We start from the raw sequence: 5053 nt of genomic DNA on the forward strand, positions 1-5053 counted from the left end.
CTCACTAATGTCTGCCCCTCTATTTGTATCTTCCAACATACTTTTATATACAATCGCGTCTGTTCGGTGTTTTTGCAGCTGGTCTACTTCTTTTTCTAGTAAACTAAATTGAAGTTCAGCATGGTCTGCCCTACGATCTGCCTTGTAATACTTCTCTTCGAGCTCCTCAATTTTTTCGGTTGCTGCAGCCATTCTTTTTTCAGCTTGATATTTTACTTTCATTCCAGATACAGATAACTCTCTTAATTTCTCAAAATCTTTAGATGGCAATTTGACCTTATCTCCAAATAATGTTTTTTCGACCGAGTCTTCAATTCTTTTTAACACTTTCTTAGGTTCTTTAAACACTTTCATTTCTGCGGTCGCATCTGCTTTTTGTTGGTCTTTTTGTTTTTGAATTTCCTCCGAATGCTTTTTTAAATCCTTCACCGTATCTACACCGATTGTTTTATCGTTCAAAATCCCTTCTTTGTAGATATGAGGAATTTCTTGTTTTAAAAAGGTATCTAAATCTTGATGAAATGTTTTTAACTCTTTACGTGTCAGCACATCATTCGCACACACTTTTTCCCGTTGTTTTTTCTCGTCCCATACAACAGGCATAAAAGCAAAATGCATATGTGGTGTTGTCTCATCCATATGAACATTGGCTGAAAGTACGTTCTTTTCCCCACCATAACGATTTGCTAAGAATTCATAGGTCTTCTCAAAGAATTCTCTTTGTTCCTGTTCTGAAATCCCCTTCAAGCTCTCTGGTAACGTAACAACCCAATCAGCACACACTTTGACATCTTTTCGATTTAAACAATGTACTTCATGTAATCGCTCCTGCATCCGAGAAAGTGTATCTCCTTCTTTTTGACACAGATCATAATTTAAATCTGACCGTTCCTTATCAATATCCAAATTCGAATGTTTTTCCGTTTTTCTGTCCCAATGGTTTGATAAGCCTTGTACATTTCCTTTTGCATATTTTTGAACGTGAGCCACGCCAAAGCACCCCCATTTCGTATTCCCAGTGTATCATGAATAGAGAGGGAGCAAAACCATTTGCCCTAGCACGTTATGGCAAAATTCTTTGCCCCGTGCTCTGCGAGGCTCTTTGGCTTCGCCAATCCATGCGCTGCATGGAAAAGAAACACCTCGGACTTTGTCCGAACCTACAAGGGGAACTCTTCCCCTTGACCCCCTTCATCCAACTCCCCAACCCCTCAATCCTTGAGGGACTCCCTCGCCGGTTGGCAGGTCAAAACGGTTACCGTTTTGACAATCCAAGAGGGTCGCATAGTGAGTGTGTCAACTCCTTATCCTCCCGATCCCTTACGGGTTCGGTCCGGTACCGTTGACACATACTATAATTTTTATTAATAAACTTAGTACTTAAAAAATTACGTGAAAATTTTTTAAAATAACTTTATAGGTTTCATCATACCGACTGCTTTTATTCCCCCAAAAAATTTATCTTCCACTTACCATTGATCTACACCCTCACATCCTTGAGAAAGGATAATTCTTTCGGATAGTACGTTAAAAAGGGGGGGTGTTACAAATGTGGAGAAATATAGAAATTAATTAAAAATCATTGCACTTTGGGTTAACATAGTATTAAGGTAACTTTCCTAAGTAAGTATTTAAGGGGTGAATAATTTGAGTTTGACATATAAGAGACCGTTAATTTTTATAGTCCTACTGTATATTGTATTAATAGCTTTTAACTATGCAAATCATAATCAATTTAATTGGTTTGAAAACCTTATAAAAACACTATTTATAGTAATGTTCTTTGAAATTATGATGTGGTTATTTTCTTCAAAAAAAACAACCTCTAGAAAATAAGAGGTTGTTTTTTATCAATCACCATGTTTTTCCTGTCCAGCCTTCTTCTTCATAAATACATGTACCTAGATACCAAGCAAGCTGACCAGCTAAACCAATTAAATTACCTTTGACGCCTAATCTAATCATTTTTCTAGCTGCTAATTCATATTCTTTGTTAGTAATATTAGCAATAATAGAACCTATAAAGCCTACTGATAGAAATTCTTTATAATTTGCTATAAGTTTTCTTTCTATACAGTTATCTACAGCTTCCGTTTCTTGTTTGAATGGATCTTCATAACCAGGTGGTGTATTTACACGTTGGATTTCTTGTCTCAATTGTTCTAATTCTTCGGTTTTACCATATTTGTTTTCTATCATATCAATATCAATATCTACTACTCTTCCATGTTTATCTTTAATTGCAGCTTCTTCAACAACAAATTTCAATTGTGCAGCTACTTCTTGCACTAATTTTTCTTCTTCACTATTAATCTCTTGAGCTTTTGAGATTCCAGCGAAAGAAGTTGTAAACAAAGCAAGTACAAGAGCCATCGATACAATATTTCTTAATATAGCCTTCATTTTTAATCCCATCCCTTTTCCTTATTTATTCTTTTTTACCGGTATTTTCTAGCATGTTTCTATCTTAATACATAAGTCTATAAAAATATATACCCTTCAGAAAGCGGAAAAATGATGAAATTCAACGCTTACTCCCTTTAAAACCACAGTTTCAAGATAATCGCAATTTAATTATTTGAATATTATGTGTTTTATTTATCAATTTAATTGCACTTATAATTAATGCTATTAAATCAAAAAAATATGTAACTAAATTAACAACAAACTACCTATCTAAAAAGAGCACTTCCCAAAAGGGAAGTGCTCTTTTTAGATAGGTAGAAATAATAGTTCTAGAAAGGTTCATAACAAGTATAACAAAAAAGCCCCAGCAGGTCATAATACATGTCAATGTTTTATGAAGAAACGTACAAACTTAAAAAGTTTGTGTAAGTGCGCACTGTTGTGATTCTGTTTGATGCATATGTACCTGTCGAATTAAATCCTAGATACACATAAAAATATATAGAGTAACAGAAAGGTCCTTTCTTTTGAGTTTAAAATGCCCCTTGTTTTTGGGTGAGAGAGCTGGCTGGGGGTTTGGGGGCTAGCCCCCAGGAACTTACGTCACTATATTTCGAAAAAGTTTATTTCTTAGAACGATAGAACTGGCGGTTCGGCGGGTATAATTGCTAATCCAAGTCGAGCAACCTACATCCTCGTTTTTGGTCTGTTCGGCTTGGCGACATACCAATCCCCGCCGAATTTCGGAATGCAATGGAGGAAAGGTGGAGATTTTTTGAGTGGTTTTTTCAAAAAATACTACCTGACCATTGCTTGGAGAAAAGCTTATATTTTAAGAGTATTTTTAACTCTAGTAATCTAAAGAAAAAAGATAAAAAATTATTACTAAAAAATAAAAGAAGAGAGAAGCTTTATATTTTTTTAGTAGATTGGTTGATACATAAGGGTTTATAGTGGTTTTTTGATTTTTAAAATTAACTCTTATAGCAGTTAAAATTAACTCTTATAGCAGTTAAAAGTAACTCTTATAACGGTTAGAAATAACTCTAAATAAGTGTTAAAAATAACTCTCTTTGTATATTTTTTATTAACTCGAGAAAAAGAGTTATTATTAACATTAAATAAGTGTTGATTTAACTCTAAATAGATGTTAATATTAACTCAACAAAATAAAAGGAGGTGTCAAAATGCCTAAGATATCAATGATTGAAAACAATAAAGTCATAAATTCTAATGGTGAAATCGTTGAAGAAATACAAAGTGTCACCTTTAACTATGGAAAAGAGCCTGATTACATAAAAGTTTATCTTGATAACATTATGTTTTTAGCTGAAATATCTGGTTGGATAGGAAAAGTTATGTATGAATTATTAAAATCAGTTTCTTATGCTGATAAAGGACAATTCATAATAATAAACGCTGGTTACAAAAGAATAATAGCTGCTAATTTAGGGATTAAGTTGCAATCAGTAACAAATGCAATAAATCAATTAGCTAAAAAGGGGATTCTAATACGTAAAGAAGTAGGTGTTTTTCTATTAAACCCTCAATATTTTGGAAAAGGTGAATGGAAAGATATTTCAAAAATCCGATACGAAGTTGAATTGAGTTCTAAAGGAAAGACCATCAAATTAAAAGAAATTGAAACAAAAATTGAAGCCTAAAATGGCCAAATAAAAAGGCACTCCCTCTGACCAGGGAGCACCTACATCCTTGAATCTGCACACACGACATATGCCTTTTTATTGTCCTATAAATCTTTTTTTAATACAAGGAGGATAAAAAGTATGAAAACTGCAAACCAAACATTAGAAATAATTGTTGAACAAGGTGTAGAAGGATTAAACAGAATCGAATATTTTCAAGAATTAAACAATCTACAAAATAAATTAACTTTCCAAGAATATGACGAAATCGAACGAGCAATGTTACAAAAAATGTTGGATACAAAGAAAGAATCCTATGAAGAAGGCTTTAAACAAGGTATGAAATTCATGTTATCTATACAAAAATAAAACAAAAAGGCGATACCCATTGTAATGGATATCGCCTTTTCTAACGTTCCATCCCTCTATCTCTTTTTTTCTTTGGTTGTCTCTCTTGTTTGGATTGCTCTGATAAGTGTTTTAACCCCTCTAGAGAGAATTCTCTTGTTTTCCCTAGTATTTTATCTAAAAACACTTTTAAACGCTCTATAAAGCTTTCTAGGCGCTTCTGAGGGATTGTCTGTGCTTTTTTATTCTCTTCCAAGATAGAAAGCCATCGTTCTCCTTCTTTTTGATTTTCCGGTTCATGTCCATTTTCCAGATTAAACAGGACTAAACGACCTTTCTTTTCTAGCTGGCTTAGTGACAGGGTAGCTGCTGTAATCCGCAAGATATTTTCCAATTATAGTAAAAACGGGAGTTTTATTGTTAACATAAATGTTTGTTTTTGACAAAAAGAGTCATAACTCACAAGTTTTGAACTTAAATTTTGTATTCAGTAAATTTAGGGCGTCACTCGGTTTCATAACTTATGTTTATAAACAACAGTAAATTGAATGACTTTTGATGAAATACTATGTGCTTCAAATTTTGTGAGTTTATTTTACTTTTAATGGGAACTATTCTGCAGATTAGAGCAAGCACCCTGTCATTAAGCCTAG

Annotated in this window: 5 protein-coding genes; 2 read left to right on the forward strand and 3 right to left on the reverse strand. The window is 33.4% G+C overall.

Annotated features, from left to right (window positions below; genetic code table 11):
- The coding region (gene mobV / locus MHH55_RS36190) for a MobV family relaxase (RefSeq protein ID WP_340882930.1) at positions 1–990 on the reverse strand (990 nt) is incomplete at its 3' end.
- A gap of 864 nt (positions 991–1854) precedes the next feature.
- The gene (locus MHH55_RS36195; protein ID WP_078188011.1) at positions 1855–2415 is read right to left on the reverse strand and encodes a hypothetical protein; all 561 of its coding nucleotides are present in this window, start codon (positions 2413–2415) and stop codon (positions 1855–1857) included.
- Positions 2416–3593: 1178 nt separating this feature from the next.
- Here MHH55_RS36195 and MHH55_RS36200 point away from each other — a divergent pair.
- Together MHH55_RS36200 and MHH55_RS36205 are read left to right on the forward strand one after the other, a co-directional pair.
- On the forward strand, positions 3594–4070 hold the full coding sequence (locus MHH55_RS36200; protein ID WP_078188010.1) for a replication/maintenance protein RepL: 477 nt from the start codon (positions 3594–3596) through the stop codon (positions 4068–4070).
- 123 nt (positions 4071–4193) lie between these two features.
- Positions 4194–4421, forward strand: coding sequence for a hypothetical protein (locus MHH55_RS36205; RefSeq protein ID WP_078188009.1), 228 nt, complete (start codon positions 4194–4196; stop codon positions 4419–4421).
- 40 nt (positions 4422–4461) lie between these two features.
- Here MHH55_RS36205 and MHH55_RS36210 read toward each other — a convergent pair whose 3' ends face one another.
- Entirely contained in the window at positions 4462–4782 is a 321-nt protein-coding gene (locus MHH55_RS36210; RefSeq protein WP_340882933.1) for a hypothetical protein, read from the reverse strand.
- Between the last annotated feature and the right edge of the window lie 271 nt (positions 4783–5053).

Source organism: Bacillus sp. FSL K6-2944 (assembly GCF_038005385.1).
Lineage (GTDB): Bacteria > Bacillota > Bacilli > Bacillales > Bacillaceae_G > Bacillus_A > Bacillus_A cereus.